At 37.5% G+C, this 15,367-nt stretch carries 13 protein-coding genes; 12 read left to right on the forward strand and 1 reads right to left on the reverse strand.

The genetic code is table 11. The features are described 5' to 3' along the window. The first annotated feature begins 20 nt into the window (after nucleotides 1–20). From KHA97_RS20355 to KHA97_RS20370, 4 genes are all read left to right on the forward strand, one after another. Nucleotides 21–851: an amidohydrolase family protein gene (locus KHA97_RS20355; RefSeq protein ID WP_213126629.1), complete on the forward strand. Its 831-nt coding sequence runs from the start codon at nucleotides 21–23 to the stop codon at nucleotides 849–851. 123 nt (nucleotides 852–974) lie between these two features. Continuing rightward, entirely contained in the window at nucleotides 975–2,252 is a 1,278-nt protein-coding gene (locus KHA97_RS20360; RefSeq protein WP_213126630.1) for an alpha-L-fucosidase, read from the forward strand. 17 nt (nucleotides 2,253–2,269) lie between these two features. Next, nucleotides 2,270–3,163, forward strand: coding sequence for a sugar phosphate isomerase/epimerase family protein (locus KHA97_RS20365; RefSeq protein ID WP_213126631.1), 894 nt, complete (start codon nucleotides 2,270–2,272; stop codon nucleotides 3,161–3,163). A 115-nt stretch (nucleotides 3,164–3,278) separates the two neighbouring features. Next, a complete protein-coding gene (locus KHA97_RS20370; protein WP_213126632.1) occupies nucleotides 3,279–5,651 on the forward strand; it encodes a glycoside hydrolase family 95 protein in 2,373 nt (790 codons plus the stop codon). Between the two features lie 43 nt (nucleotides 5,652–5,694). On the opposite strand, the gene KHA97_RS20375 is transcribed toward KHA97_RS20370, so the two are convergent. Further along, on the reverse strand, nucleotides 5,695–7,335 hold the full coding sequence (locus KHA97_RS20375) for a DUF4091 domain-containing protein (RefSeq protein ID WP_213126633.1): 1,641 nt from the start codon (nucleotides 7,333–7,335) through the stop codon (nucleotides 5,695–5,697). A gap of 135 nt (nucleotides 7,336–7,470) precedes the next feature. Between KHA97_RS20375 and KHA97_RS20380 the strand changes: the two genes are divergently transcribed. The 8 genes from KHA97_RS20380 to KHA97_RS20415 all read left to right on the forward strand — a co-directional run bounded on the left by KHA97_RS20380 (nucleotide 7,471) and on the right by KHA97_RS20415 (nucleotide 15,366). After that, a complete protein-coding gene (locus tag KHA97_RS20380) occupies nucleotides 7,471–8,199 on the forward strand; it encodes a FadR/GntR family transcriptional regulator (RefSeq protein WP_213126634.1) in 729 nt (242 codons plus the stop codon). A gap of 120 nt (nucleotides 8,200–8,319) precedes the next feature. Next, on the forward strand, nucleotides 8,320–9,036 hold the full coding sequence (locus KHA97_RS20385; RefSeq protein ID WP_213126635.1) for a (Fe-S)-binding protein: 717 nt from the start codon (nucleotides 8,320–8,322) through the stop codon (nucleotides 9,034–9,036). A gap of 24 nt (nucleotides 9,037–9,060) precedes the next feature. Continuing rightward, nucleotides 9,061–10,491 carry a LutB/LldF family L-lactate oxidation iron-sulfur protein gene (locus KHA97_RS20390; RefSeq protein ID WP_213126636.1) on the forward strand — a complete coding sequence of 477 codons (1,431 nt, stop codon included), beginning with the start codon at nucleotides 9,061–9,063 and terminating at the stop codon, nucleotides 10,489–10,491. Continuing rightward, nucleotides 10,488–11,207, forward strand: coding sequence for a LutC/YkgG family protein (locus KHA97_RS20395; protein ID WP_233713693.1), 720 nt, complete (start codon nucleotides 10,488–10,490; stop codon nucleotides 11,205–11,207). Before KHA97_RS20390 ends, KHA97_RS20395 begins: the two co-directional genes overlap by 4 nt. Nucleotides 11,208–11,337: 130 nt before the next feature. Next, the gene (locus tag KHA97_RS20400; protein ID WP_213126637.1) at nucleotides 11,338–12,543 is read left to right on the forward strand and encodes an ROK family transcriptional regulator; all 1,206 of its coding nucleotides are present in this window, start codon (nucleotides 11,338–11,340) and stop codon (nucleotides 12,541–12,543) included. A 26-nt stretch (nucleotides 12,544–12,569) separates the two neighbouring features. Continuing rightward, nucleotides 12,570–13,391, forward strand: a complete 822-nt coding sequence (locus KHA97_RS20405) for a sugar phosphate isomerase/epimerase family protein (protein WP_213126638.1) — start codon at nucleotides 12,570–12,572, stop codon at nucleotides 13,389–13,391. Between the two features lie 12 nt (nucleotides 13,392–13,403). Further along, nucleotides 13,404–14,375 (forward strand): Gfo/Idh/MocA family protein, encoded by a 972-nt coding sequence (locus tag KHA97_RS20410; RefSeq protein ID WP_213126639.1) that lies wholly within the window; start codon nucleotides 13,404–13,406, stop codon nucleotides 14,373–14,375. Between the two features lie 19 nt (nucleotides 14,376–14,394). Continuing rightward, a complete protein-coding gene (locus tag KHA97_RS20415) occupies nucleotides 14,395–15,366 on the forward strand; it encodes a Gfo/Idh/MocA family protein (RefSeq protein WP_213126640.1) in 972 nt (323 codons plus the stop codon). Nucleotide 15,367 lies beyond the last annotated feature (1 nt).

Below are 15,367 nucleotides of genomic sequence, written 5' to 3' on the forward strand. Positions count from 1 at the left end.
TTTAATAAAGGGTGGATGGAATGAAAATCGATGCACATCAACATTATTGGAAGCTTGAAAATCAACATACTGATTGGCCAACTTCTGATTTAACCGCGATTTATCAAAATTTCCTTCCTGAGAACTTAGCGGCGCATTTAAAACAACATCATATCGAAAAAACAATAGTCGTCCAAGCATCTCCTCATTTAAAGGAAAACGAATTTTTATTGGAATTAGCAGAACACCACGATTCTATTGGAGGAGTTGTTGGTTGGATTGACATGGCGTCTGAACAGTTTAATGAGGACTTTACTCGGCTGAAAAAACATCCTAAATTTGTTGGAATTAGACCGATGCTTCAAAGTCTGGAAGACAATCGGTGGATTTTAAGAGCTGACGTAAAGAAGAATATTCACATATTAATAGAGAACGACTTCCCAATCGATCTATTAATCTACCCGAGGCATCTTCCAGTCATTCTAGAACTTTTAGATGAATTTCCAACGTTAAGAGCTGTTATTGATCATTGTGCAAAGCCAAATATTAAAGAGCAACAATGGGAAAAATGGTCAGATGAAATAAAGAAAGTATCTGAATTTGAATCGGTTATGTGCAAAATATCTGGGCTCGTGACGGAAGCTAGTCATCAGTCATGGGAGTTAAAAGATTTTAAACCTTACATACAGCATGTTTTCAATTGTTTTGGCTCAAACAGAATCATGTTTGGGAGCGATTGGCCAGTATGCCTTCTTGCCGCTTCATATGATGAGGTTATACAACTAGTAAATGAAAATCTTGTAAAAGAAATGTCTATTAAAGATGGAGATTTATTTTTTGGCGGAAATGCAAAGCAGTTTTATAAAATATAAAATTGTTATAGTATTTCAGGTTTTTTCTAAAAATAGTCAAATTGACAGCTATTTCGGAAGGTGCTAATTTAAAAGTAATCGCTTTCAGGTTCTGAGAAATAAGTAAAGAGAGGTGGCCAATTGATGAATAGAAAAGAGCGCACAAAATGGTTTTTAGATGATCGTTTTGGAATGTTTATACACTGGGGTTTGTATGCCATTCCAGCAAGGGGTGAGTGGGTTAGAAGTGTTGAAAAGATTAGTAATGAGGATTACGAGAAATATTTTGAGGAGTTCAACCCATCACACTTTAATCCAAAAGAATGGGCAAGAGCAGCAAAGGCCGCGGGACAAAAATATGCAGTACTTACAACCAAACACCATGATGGATTTTGTTTATTTGATAGCAAACTAACAGATTATAAGGCTACCAATACTCCTGCAAAAAGGGACTTGATTAAAGAGTACGTAGAAGCGTTCCGTGAAGAAGGTTTAAAAGTAGGCTTTTATTATTCTATCATTGATTGGCATCATGAGAATTACCCCGCTTTTGGCGACCGCAATCATCCAATGCGAGATAACGAAAATTTTAGAAAGAAACAAATTAATTTCGATCAGTATCTTGAATATATGCATGGGCAAGTAAGAGAACTGCTCACTAATTACGGAAAAATTGATATTATGTGGTTTGACTTTTCTTATGATGATATGACTGGTGAAAAATGGAAAGCGACAGAATTAATTCAAATGATTCGCGATATCCAGCCTGACATCATTATTGACAATAGACTTGGTGGAAACATAAAGTCTAGCAATCCAGAAATATATGCCGGTGATTTTTATTCTCCAGAACAGATTGTCCCACCTGGAGGAATACTAGATGAAAATGGTGAACAGGTACCATGGGAAGCATGTATTACATTGAATGACAATTGGGGCTACCACTCAAAAGATAAAAATTATAAATCACCGAAACAAGTCATTCGAACTTTAGTTGAGTGTGTCAGTAAAAATGGAAACCTACTTTTGAATGTGGGACCTGATGCTAGGGGAATAATCCCTCAAGAATCATTGGGAATTTTACAGGAAGTTGGTAATTGGATGCAGAGAAACGGTGAATCCATTTACAGATGTAAAGCTGCCAAATTGCCAAAACCTGAATGGGGCAGATATACCCAAAATGGAAATAAGCTTTATGCACATGTTTTTGACCGCGGTATTGGGCCGATTTATTTTGCTGGATTAAAAGATAAAATTAAAAAAGCTAGATTACTTGCCGATGGATCCGAGTTGAAAATTGAAACCCCTTGGATGGCAGAGCAATATTCAGATATAGAGAGTGGAGCATTCATCAATTTAGAAGGAGCAAGACTTCCCGATGAAAACGATACAGTAATTGAATTGGAACTAGTTGAGGATTAAAAGAGGAGGAAAATGTAATGAAGATTGGTTTAAGTACATACAGCTTATTAGCTGCACTAAATTCAGGGGAAATGAATGTTCTCGATGTCGTTCAATGGATTGCCGACAATGGTGGAGAACATATGGAAATAGTTCCTTACGGTTTTACACTAATTGATAATCTAGAGCTTGCAGACGCGGTTCGTGAAAAAGCAAAATCGGTTGGGATTGAATTATCTAACTATTCCATGCCAGCAAATTTTGTTCAAGAAACAGAGCAAGAATTCGAAGCAGAAGTAGACAGATTAAAAAGTCATGTTGATTTGATCCACCGTATGGGAATTAAACATATGCGCCATGATGTTACAGCCTTCACACTTCCTCCAGAAAAAATTACAATTGAATGGTTTGAAAAAAAATTACCATTAATGGTGGAGGGAAGTAGACAAGTTGCTGACTATGCCGCAGGGTTCGGCATTACAACTACGATTGAAAACCACGGACACTGTGTCCAGGCAAGTGATAGGGTTCAACGGGTGTTGCTAGAAGTCGATCGACCTAACTTTAAAACAACTTTAGACATCGGGAATTTTATGTGCGTTGATGAAGATTCCCTTGTAGGCGTTAAGAAAAACTTGCCATTTGCTTCACTTGTCCATTTTAAAGATTTTTATTACCGTCCTTATTATCAAGATCCAGGAGAAGGCGATTGGTTCAAAACAGCGAATGGCAATTTCTTGAGAGGTGCCATTGTTGGGCAAGGAGATATTAACATCCGTGAAGTTGTAAAGCTTGTTAAAGAATCCGGGTACGACGGGTATATTACGGTTGAATTTGAAGGAATGGAAGATTGTAAGGTAGGTTCCAAGATTGGTATGGATAATTTAAGAAGATTTTGGAATGAGGTTAAGGAATCCGCGCTACATATATGAGGTTTAATGGATAAAAAGGTCTCAATAGCAGAATTGAGACCTTTTTCAAATACAAAGGCCAAATAACAAAAATTTTCCTCGAAAATAGGAAAAGCAAATAACGGAGGATTATCTATTGAACTTATTATCGTATAAAAAGTCGGCAAAAACTTGGACCGAGGCAATGCCGCTAGGTAATGGGAGAATTGGTGCAATGCACTTTGGCGGCGTTGAAGTTGATCAATTTCAATTGAATGAAGATACGCTGTGGTCTGGTCCGCCTGCAAAAGATAAGCAATTTGATGACCGTGAATCACTTAAGAGGGTAAGGAAACTAATAGATGAAGAAAAACTTGAAGAAGCGATTAGCGAAACGAAAAATATGTTTGGTCCATATTCACAATCATATATGCCACTTGGCAATATAAAAATACAATATCTACATGGTGATATAGCACAGGAATATGAAAGGACATTAAATATTGAAGAGGCGATATCGTCAGTAAAATACATAGTAGGGGGAGTTGAATACAGAAGGGAAGCCTTCATTTCTCACCCACATCAAGTGCTGGTCATTCGACTTGCAGGTTCAATAAAAAATAGTTTGAATGTACATATTACATTGGACAGTCCACTAAAATATAGAATTTCGAATTCAGAAGCACATGTGATTTTACAAGGTATATGCCCCGAAAAATGCGAACCCAATTACTATCATGATAACGAGCTTCCGATTGTTTATGGAGAGTTTGAAGAAACTGACGCGATACATTTTGAAGGAAGATTAGGTACTACAGTAGGAGACGGGAAAGTGAGTTCCGAAAACGGAATTCTTTCCATTACTAATGCAACTACAGTGATTTTATATTTTTCTGTCGCCACTTCATTTAATGGATATGACCAATTGCCCGGGAAATATTTTGGCGAATTGACTCGAAAAAATGAGGAGAGTCTTGCTGAGGCGATGAGTATTTCCTATGAGCAGCTAAAAGCTGAACATATAAAAGATTACCAAAGTCTCTTTAACCGCTTTAAATTTAGTCTAGATTACGAACAGCCGGAAAACTTGCTTGATACCGATGATAGAGTGAAAAAGTATGGTGCAAATGACTTAGGGATGGTGGAACTTTTATTCCAGTACGGGAGATATTTATTGATTTCGTCATCAAGGGAAGGAACACAGCCTGCAAACCTTCAAGGAATCTGGAATGATCTAACACGTGCCCCATGGTCATCAAATTATACACTAAATATCAACGCAGAAATGAACTATTGGCCAGCTGAAATAACGAATCTAGGGGAATGTCATCGCCCTCTAATAAAACTAGTAAGTGAATTAGCGGTTAATGGAGAGAAAATGGTTAGTGAACGTTATGGGTTAAGAGGGTGGGCGGCACATCATAATACGGATTTATGGAGAAAAGCTGATCCGGTTGGAGGTGATCGTCACGGAGATCCAATCTGGGCGTTTTGGCCAATGGCAGGTCCTTGGTTATGCAGACACTTATGGGAACACTTTATTTTTTCGCAGAATCGAGAATTTCTACAAAAAGAAGCACTACCCATTATGAAAGCTGCAGCTGAATTTTGTTTAGATTGGTTAGTAGAGGGTGATAATGGCTATTTGACTACATCTCCTTCCACGTCCCCAGAACATCTCTTTTATACTGGAAAGGGACAAATTGGCTCAGTTACGAAAGGTGCTACAATGGATTTGCAACTAATTTGGGATCTATTTTCAAATTGCATCGAAGCAGCAGTTGTTCTTGGATTAGAAGAAGATGAATGGATCGAAGATGTAAAGCGGGCAAAAGAGCGTTTATATCCTATGCAAATTGGAAAATATGGACAGTTGCAAGAATGGTCAATCGACTATGAAGATGTAGAACCACACCACCGCCACGTTTCTCATTTATATGGAGTTTATCCTGGAAATCAAATTACAGATGGTCCTTTATTAGAAGCTGCCAAGCAAACTCTAAATCGTAGAGGTGATGAAGGAACAGGATGGAGCCTAGGATGGAAAATCTGTCTTTGGGCAAGGTTGAAAGATGGGGAACGAGTGAATGCACTGTTTCAACAATTATTTAACATTGTGGAGGCGAATAATGAGGTTTTCGTCGGAGGAGGGATATACCCGAATCTATTTGGTGCACACCCGCCGTTTCAAATTGATGGAAACTTCAGCTATACAGCTGGAATAGTAGAAATGATCATTCAATCTCATAAAGGTTATGTTGCACTTTTACCTGCACTTCCTTCTACTTGGATTAAAGGATCTATAAAAGGAATTCGCGTTCAAGGCGGTTTTGAAGTTAATATGTCGTGGGACAAAATGCAGGTGAGCAACTTAGAAATAACTTGTCATGCTGGAAATCCATTTATTTTTAAAACTAGTAAAGCAGTCATTCTTCGTGAAGAGGACATAGAGGATAAATCGATAGACCCAATTAATGGATTAATAAAAATTGATATGAATAAAAACCATAAGTATCAATTGCTGTTTTAATATAAAAAGCGACGGAAGAGTTTTTTCCATCGCTTTTTTGGTTTTATGAACTTAAAGCCTCTTCTATGGCACTATTAATCTCTTCTCTAGTCTGGAAAATATATCCCTTTTCTTTCGGATATTCAGTGAACGTTATCGTTTGAGATTTCTCAATAATATTTATAACAAAAGCTTTCCCTTTTAACTGCTCGAGCCATTGAAACGCGCGTAGATCTTGCAAGGCTTGATAAAAGACACGTGAGCGAATAGACGGTATCGCTTCTCCGTTTTTCCCAGGATAGACGAGAAACGTATCGCCTGAAGGAAAAGCATTGTTTGCATCAGTAATGATATAAGGATTAATGGGCTCTATAGAGTATTGACTATTGTAAAAGTTATATCCCCAATGAAGAAATCCTTCAATGTCATATTTAAATAATTGTGTTGCGATGATTCGATTTCTTGCTGAAGGCATCGCCATGAATCGATTGCTTACTTTTTGATTTTGTGCACAACAATAATAGGTCCACAAATTAGGGACATGATGATCGATAAATGTTTGAATATGATCATTCGCAACAACTGGCTTTGAAACAATGCCTTTTTGATAGAAGGAAAAATCACTCAGGGCATCAATGATTTTAAAATCTTTCAAATAAGGTTCCGCTATTTCTTTCGCTTGTGAATAGGTAGCTATATTGGATTCGTTCGGTTCATCTGATATATGAAAATATACTTTTTCAGAATCCCAGTTTGCTTTTAAAAACGATGTCAATGCAGGAAGAAACGAAGCTAAAAATAAACGATATTCCGTACTGTCAGCAGTAACATCCCAACCAAATTTTCTTAAAAGAACTCCTTCCTCTCTCACCATGATTTTAGGAGTAAACTCTGCACCCCATTGTGTAAACAAATGGGCGATTTCTATGTATTTTATTCCGTTCCGTTTACATAAATCGAGCCATTTTTTCAGTAGGGTAAAATCAAATTCATACTCTCCATTTTTATATGATATTTGCACGAGCTGAACGGTTGTTCTTTCGCCGCCAACTTTTGTATCTAATGGTGGAGTGAAAATAGGTGTAAGAATCATATTAATACCGTTTTCACTTGCAAAACGAAGAAAATTGTCAATGATTCGCCAATGCTCATCTGAAAAAACGTCAACTCCATAATAATTTGCTAAACAATCCGTGTGAAACCATTGTGTATGAATTAATGTTTGTTCAGGCAATTGATAAGGGATGACTCTAAACTTTATAGATTGATTGTAAATCGACTGATGATGTTCATCTGTAATCAATAGTTTTAATGTCTTTTCGCCTACAGCATCCGATTTTGAATATACATCAACCCATAAAGAATTCCAGCCCCCTGTCTCTAGCTCAATACTATTAGCAGTTACCGGCTCCAGTAAATCGGGAAATAACCCTGGTTTAGTAGAAAGGTAATTTTCATCATGCGACTCAGCATAAGCTGGTAGAGTAGAAGGAACTTTTTTTACAATACTAACAGATGTATGGATTGTTTCATCCGCTTCCAGATTAATGTAGATTTTTTTATTCTCATCACATCGATATGCAATTTGAAATGAAAATTGTTCATTTTGAAAGATCGTTATATCGTTCATAGGAACCGTGTCTGGTGTGTAATCAGGAAATATTTTTTCTAATGAATCTGTTAACTGAAAAGCAAGATTAGCCAATAAGAGGACCTCCAATATCAATTCTGTTAATGTTATAGTATAAACAGTTTGATTTCTTGAAATAGTTTTAAAGTTATATTAAATCCTAGAAGGTTTTTTATCAATGAGAAAAATGAATGCTTGGGGGTCTCTCGATTGAAATACAAAGAAATAAAGCCGACAAAACTATATGAACAAGTTGCAGAAGCGATCCACGAGATGATTAGGTCTGGTCAATTAAAGTCAGGTGATAAATTAGATTCTGTAGAGCAGCTTGCAGAAAATTTTCAAGTGGGTCGTTCCGCTATCAGGGAAGCTTTGTCTGCATTAAGAGCAATGGGGCTTTTAGAAATGAAGCAAGGTGAAGGAACATATGTTAAAGAGTTCAGCCCCGATCAAATTTTCTTTCCGTTGTCGACTGCAATCTTAATGAATCAGAACGATGTGAAGAACTTATTAGAAGTAAGGAAAATAATCGAGACAGGAACGGTTGCCTCTGCAAGTAAAAAAAGAACAAGTGAGAATTTAAAAACAATGGAATTAGCATTGGAAGAAATGAAAAAAGCAAATGGCAATGAAGAACTGGGAGAAAAAGCCGATTTAGCATTTCATCTTGCGATTGCAGAAGCGTCTCAAAATCAGCTTCTAGCCAGTTTGTTAAATCATGTCTCCGGGCTAATGCAAGCAACGATGAAGGAGACACGCAGACTTTGGCTTTATTCAGGGCAAACAACAACTGAAAAGCTGTATGAGGAGCATAAAAATATTTATGACGCCATTTTTCGGGGCGATGAAAATGCTGCTAGAGAAACAATGGTGCAACATCTTGAAAATGTCGATGAAGTTCTAAGTAAATATTTTGAAAAAACTACGAAAAATCATTGATTGAAAGCTTTTATGAATGCGTCGCTTACTCAGTCATCAGATGACCTGTTGACTAATAATTTTGATAATAATAAAGTAGATTTATATGGAAATTTAATAATCGGAAGAGGGTGAACAAAAATGAAAGTCAGTCTATTTGCTACATGCTTAGTTGATATGTTTCATAGCCACGTTGGAAAAGCAGCAGTAGAGTTACTGGAACGGCTCGGCTGCGAAGTTGATTTTCCCGAATCGCAAGTTTGCTGTGGCCAGCCAGCATATAATAGTGGATATGTAAAAAATTCGAAAGAAGCTATGAAAAGAATGATGGAAGCATTTGAAGATGCTGAATATGTCGTAGGACTTTCGGGATCCTGCGCATATATGTTTCATGAATACGAGAATATTTTTAAAGGGGATCCTATTTGGGAACTTAAAGCAAAAGCTCTTAAACAAAAAACATATGAATTAACCGAATTTATTGTGGATGTTTTAAAAGTTGAAGATGTTGGGGCTACATTTAAAGGACATGTAACGTATCACACCTCCTGCCATATGACTAGGCTCCTAGGAGTTACGGATGCTCCTATGAAACTTTTAAAAAATGTTAACGGTCTTGAATTTACAGAACTTCCTGGGAAACATCAATGCTGTGGATTTGGTGGGACATTCTCGGTAAAAATGTCGCAAATTTCCGAACAAATGGTAGACGAAAAAGTACAACATATAGAGGAAACGGAAGCTGAATACTTAATTGGAGCAGACTGCGGCTGCTTAATGAATATCGGAGGAAGAATTGAAAGAGTTGGAAAAACCATAAAAGTGTTGCATATTGCTGAGGTACTAAACACACGTTAATTTTTAAAAAGTGGGGTGATCAAAATGACGATGAAAATCAATACAGGCGATTTTAAAAAACGTGTTGATACTGGTATCCATAATACTTTTATGAGAGGTGCCGTTTCAAGTGCTCAAGAAAGGCTGCAAACTAGAAGATTGGACGCGGCTAAAGAACTTGGAAACTGGGAAGAATGGCGATCTCTTGGAGAAGAAATTCGTCAACATGTTTTAGAAAATCTCGATTACTATTTATATCAATTGAGTGAGAATGTCTCGAAAAGAGGAGGGCATGTTTTCTTTGCGGAAACGCCCGAGGAAGCGAATGATTATATCCGCAGTGTGATCGAAAAGAAAAATGCCAAAAAAGTCGTTAAATCAAAGTCTATGGTAACAGAAGAAATCAATTTGAATCCATGCCTCGAAGAAGCTGGATGTGAAGTAATTGAAACGGATCTCGGCGAATACATCCTTCAAATCGATGATCATGACCCACCCTCACACATTGTCGCACCAGCATTACATAAAAATAAGGAACAAATTAGGGATGTTTTTACAGAAAAATTAAACTATCAACAGACGGAAAAACCGGAAGAATTGGCATGGCATGCGAGGCAAATGCTGAGAGAAGAGTATTTGACAGCTGACATTGGCATTACTGGGTGTAACTTTGCCGTAGCCGAAACGGGATCAATCTGTTTAGTTACAAACGAAGGAAATGCAGATCTTGTCACTGCGTTGCCGAAGACGCAAATTACGGTAATGGGAATGGAAAGGCTTGTTCCCACATTTGAAGAATTGGAAGTCCTCGTAGGCTTGCTCACAAGAAGTGCAGTTGGGCAAAAGCTGACAAGCTATATTACTGTACTAACCGGAGCAAAAGATGAAGGGGATGTCGACGGACCCGAAGAATTTCATTTAGTTATTGTCGATAATGGCAGATCCAATATTTTAGGCGGAGAATTTCAATCGATTCTTCAGTGTATTCGTTGTGCCGCTTGTGTGAATGTATGTCCTGTTTATCGCCATGTGGGTGGACATTCGTACGGGTCGATTTATTCGGGTCCAGTAGGTGCTGTCCTTTCGCCTTTGTTAGGAGGGTATGATGATTATAAAGAATTACCATATGCCTCGACTTTATGCGGAGCTTGTACAGAAGCTTGTCCAGTAAAAATCCCTCTCCATGATTTATTGCACAAGCACCGCCAAGTGATTGTTGAGAAAGAAGGTAGAGCGCCGATTTCCGAGAAACTGACTATGAAGGCTTTTGGTTTAGGTGCTGCTTCACCAACTCTTTATAAAATAGGATCAAAAATAGCTCCTACTGCTATGAATCATTTTACAGATGGAGATAAAATCTCTAAAGGGGTTGGACCGTTAAAAGCTTGGACAGAAATTCGAGAATTTCCCGCTCCGAATAAAGAGAGATTCCGAGATTGGTTTAAAGATCATAAAAAAGGTAGGGATCAATCATGAGTGGAACGATTCAAAATCGAGATGCCTTCCTAAATAAAATTGCTAGCCGGTTAGGAAGAAATCGTTTCCTTACAACAGTCGAAAGACCCGAGTGGAGCTATCATCCACAGGATACTGTTCTAAAGGATGCCGATGCGGATGAATTATTAGAAGCGTTAAAAACACAGTGTACAACTATACACACGGACTTAATCGAAACAAATAAAGCTGGATTAATAGACACATTACGAAAGATTGTTTCGGAATATGGTGGAGGATCTATCGTCGCTTGGAAAGACACACGCTTTGAACAATACGGACTTTCTCCTCTCTTTGACACTATCTGGCCATCAGAAAATATAGACGTCCATCAATGGAATCCTGAAGCAGGTGAAGAAAACATTCAACTCGCGGAAAAGGCGAATATTGGCATTACAATAAGTGATATTACACTTGCAGAATCCGGTACAGCTGTCCAATTCAGCAATAAGAATAGAGGAAGAACGGTTAGTTTTTTACCACTTAAATCAATCATTATCATTCCAAAAAGTTCAATCGTACCGCGAATGACTCAGGCGGCAAAGATTATTAGAGAAAGAGTAAAAAACGGGGAGCACCTTGCTTCTTGTATAAATTTTATTACAGGGCCAAGCAACTCGGCTGATATTGAGATGAATCTTGTTGTTGGGGTTCATGGACCTGTAAAAGCTGCGTATATTGTAATAAAAGATTTATAGTTTATTAAAAAAATACAGCTTCAATACGCAATATTCGATTGAAACGAATAGCATTATTATGCTATTCTTAAACTTAATAAGGGCACTGGAGAAAGAAACTTATTAAGCGATTTCATGAAAGGAGATTATATTGAAAAGGACTGGTGATCTACAGCTTATTAAGGAACTTAATAAGTCAATCATTTTAGATATTATCCGTAAAAATGGCCCCATATCTAGGGCTGAGATCGCTAAAAAAATTAATATAAGTCCAACGACTGTTACATCGGCCGTCAGCGATCTCATTCGCGATTCTCTCGTAATAGAGGGTGGAACTGGGGAATCGAGCGGTGGGAGAAAACCGATTTTAGTTCAATTAAATCCTGATGTATGTTTCTTGATTGGCGTTGCCATTGATGCTTCAAAAATCACAATCGCAGAATTGAATTTAAACGCTAAAGTAAAAAGGAAAGAAGTTCATACTTTAAAAGATACAGAAGATTTAGATTTAAGCAATGAACTAATTGAAATGATCAATGTTTTTTTCAAGAAATGTAAAAATCTTAATGATTGCCTTGGCATCTCTATCACGATTCAAGGAATTGTCAATTCTGAACAAGGCATGGTTGCCTATAATCCAAAACTTAAAATCAATAATCTTCCATTGAAAAGTGCCATAGAAGCTGCGTTTAAAATACCTACCTACATAGATAATGATACGAATGGGAGTTTACTTGCAGAAAAAGGTTTTGGGAATTATCAGCAATCCAAAAATTTAATATATGTGACGATAGGGGATGGCGTTGGAGCGAGCATTCTCGTAAACGATTCAATTTTTCGTGGATTTCATGGAGGGGCAGGAGAGTTCGGGCATACAACCATTAATTATAAAGGTGCTCCATGTAATTGTGGCAATGTTGGCTGTCTTGAAAATTACGTGAGTTGGCGTGCCATCTATTCTCGAATTGTTTCAGAAATAAATGCAGGAAAGGAATCCCTTTTAGTAGAAGAAGTAAAAGGAGACTTATCAAAAATAACTCCAGAATTATTTAGAAAGACGATTTACTCCGGTGATGCGTTAGCTAATTCTATTTTAGAAGATGTTTCATTTTATCTCGGGATTGGCTTAGTGAATCTCATTCACTTATTTAATCCAGAGAGAATTATTTTAGGTGGAGAATTGGCATTTGAAAATCCACTATTAATTCAGAAGGTGAATGAGCATATATATAGCTATGCGCTGAAAACGCATACACATAATGTAAAAGTGTTTCCAAGTTCTTTCGGAAATGATTCAGAAGTAGTTGGCTCTGCTTCGCTACTGCTTCATGAATTATTTCATTTCACTCTAAAGTGATAAACACGATATTAGGAGGGATTTTTTTGCTAAAAGGAATCAATCAATGGTGTTATCCAGATGGAACGCCGATCGAAAAAGTGTTTGAGTATAGTAGTAACGCTGGCTTTGACGCTGTCGAGCTGAATCTTAATGAAGCCGGAGGCGTAGGATTAACAGTTGAAACAACAAAAGAAGAAGCAGAAAAAATTCTTGCACTCGCCAATGAGTATCAATTACAGCTTAGAAGCTTGTCTACTTCCTTGCTTTGGAAAACTCCTTTAAGTTCACCTGATGAAAATGTAAGAAAAGAAGGAATTCGTGTTGTCGAGAAAATGTTGGAGATAGCGAGTTTCATAGGGATTGATACAATTTTATTAGTGCCAGGTGCTGTTTCTAAGGAAGTTCCCTATGATGAATGCTATGAAAGAAGCCAAGAAGCGATAAAGCACATTATTCCTGTAGCGGAAAAATATAATGTCAAAATCGGGATTGAAAATGTTTGGAATAAATTTTTGCTTTCCCCACTTGAGATGGCTAGATATATTGATGAGTTGGATTCTGAATACATCGGGGCATATTTTGATGTTGGGAATGTATTGCAATTTGGTTTTCCGGAACAATGGATCAAAATTTTAGGAAAAAGAATTTTTAAAGTCCATGTGAAAGACTTTAGTACAAGTGTTGGAAATATTACCGGTTTTGTTCCACTTCTTGCAGGTGATGTTGATTGGAAATCTGTAAAACAAGCACTTGAAGAGATTGGGTATGAAGATACACTTACTGCGGAACTGTCACCTTATGTCTTATGTCCAAGCACTTTAGCAGATGATACTGCACGTCATTTAGACGTTATTCTAAGAGCGTAGGGGAGTGAATTTATGGAAAAAGTTAAAGTTGGTTTCGTTGGTGTTGGCGGAATTGCCTCTGTCCATTTAAAGAATGTTTCAGAAAATGAATATGCAGAAATTATTGCTGTCTGTGATATTAATGAAGAAAGTGCAAAAAAACAAGGTGAAGCGTATAATGCTTCCTCCTACACTGACTTTCATTTGATGCTGGAAAATGAAGAATTGGATGCATTGTTTATAAGTGTCCCTCCATTTGCTCATGGTGATATTGAAGAAAAAGCAGTCCAAAAAGGGATTCATATACTCGTTGAAAAGCCAGTAGAACTTGATCTTGAAGTTGCAAAGAAAAAAGCAAATATCATTCGTGAGTCAGGAGTCATTAATGCTTCAGGATATTGCCTTCGTTACTTGGATACAATTCAAAAGGCAAAGGAATATTTAGCAAATAAAAAGATTGCAATGGTACGAGGTCAATATATTTCTAGTTTTGTACAAACGCCGTGGTATCGAATTAAGAGCAAGTCCGGAGGGCAGTTAGTCGAACAAGCTACCCATGTGATGGACTTGATGACGTACCTCGGGGGCGATATCGAAAAAGTAAGTGCCAATATGTCGCTTCAAGTTATGTATGATATCGAAAATATTGATATTCCCGATGTAACATCAGTTAATGTTACGTTTTCATCCGGAGCAGTAGGACATTTGGATAGTTCATTCACTCAACCAGACCATCGTATGGGAGTTGAAGTACTAGGACGTGACTTCCGGGTTGAGTTAGTTGGCACTAATCTAAAAATAGTAGAAAAAGATCATACAGAAACGATTGAATCAAAGGTTGATTTTTACGAAATACAAGATCGTGCTTTCATAGAAGCTGTTAGAACGAATAACCAAGATTTAGTCTTAGCTTCATATGAAGATGGTTTGAAAACATTAGCTGTGACACTCGCCGCTAATCAATCAAATCAAGAAGAAAAAGTAATTAAATTGTCCGATTTATAAATGTGAGGTGGGGTTAAAAATGAAAGTAGCAGTAGTTGGTTCAGGGAAACTTGGCCAAAGGCATTTAGCTTCGTGGACTAAAATTGAAGGAATAGAAATAGTCGGAGTAATTGCCCGTAACCAAGAAAGACTTAATAAAGTAACTAGTGGATACGCAACAAAAGCTTTTAATAGCATTGAAGAGCTTGTAGCGAATACAGATGTAGATGTAATTGATATTTGTACACCTACTCATACACATGCTGCTCTAGTTATGGAAGCGGCTAATCATAAGAAGCATGTCATTTGTGAAAAGCCATTAGCGCTAACAAGTGAAGAAGCAGAAGATATTATTAAAGTTTGTGCTGAAAATAATGTTCAATTACTTGTTGGCCAAACTCTTCGTTTCTTCCCGGAATACGCCAATGCAAGAGTACAAGTGAAAAATGGCGCGATTGGAAATCCAGGTGTGATGAGGCTATCTAGAGGAGTGCCACATCCAGCGAAAGATTCTTGGTATACAGATGAGTCAAAAAGCGGCGGTTTATTTATGGATCTCGGTGTTCATGATTTGGATTGGGTACTATGGACATTTGGTGATGTAGAAAGAGTAATGGCTAAACGCGTAAAACGAAGCGGGTTAGAGTACGGTTTTATTAATCTCAAGATGACCGATGGCACCATTGTACATGTTGAACTATCTTGGGCAGAGACGAAATTTAAAGCTTCCTTTGAATTGACAGGCGATAAAGGGATGATTACATACAATCACGATGACAGCAATCCGTTAGCTGTTCAATTCCGCTCAGATGAGAATGTGCAATTACCAAGAAATATCCTAGAGAAGGATCCGTACCAACGCCAATTGGAGCATTTCGTGAAATGTATTTCCGGAGAGGCACAACCGATCATAACAGCAGTAGATGCATTGAAGGTTACAAAGGTTGTTGAAGCAGCTATAAAATCTGCTAATGAAGGACAACCTGTCACTCTAGGAAAAGGAGGAAATTAAG

The sequence above is a fragment of the Lederbergia citri genome (assembly GCF_018343625.1).
Taxonomy (GTDB): domain Bacteria; phylum Bacillota; class Bacilli; order Bacillales; family Bacillaceae_C; genus Lederbergia; species Lederbergia citri.